At 51.2% G+C, this 254-nt stretch carries 1 rRNA gene; it reads left to right on the forward strand.

The window, feature by feature from the left end:
- The first annotated feature begins 134 nt into the window (after positions 1 to 134).
- Positions 135 to 250: ribosomal RNA gene (gene rrf / locus ABOA88_RS24125) — 5S ribosomal RNA — on the forward strand.
- Positions 251 to 254 lie beyond the last annotated feature (4 nt).

The raw sequence follows: 254 nt of genomic DNA on the forward strand, positions 1-254 counted from the left end.
ATGTGAGAGTAGGTCATCGTCAAGATTCATTTCGCAAAACCCCTATCTGCGCGAGCAGGTAGGGGTTTTGTCTTTAAGTAGAGAGACCAGAAATTCGCAGGCACGTCCGAAGGACGGGCCAGCATACAGAATTTCTTGACGACCATAGAGCGTTGGAACCACCTGATCCCATCCCGAACTCAGCAGTGAAACGACGCATCGCCGATGGTAGTGTGGGGCTTCCCCATGTGAGAGTAGGTCATCGTCAAGATTCA

The sequence above is a fragment of the Pseudomonas sp. PKS genome, assembly GCF_051913525.1.
Taxonomy (GTDB): domain Bacteria; phylum Pseudomonadota; class Gammaproteobacteria; order Pseudomonadales; family Pseudomonadaceae; genus Aquipseudomonas; species Aquipseudomonas guariconensis_D.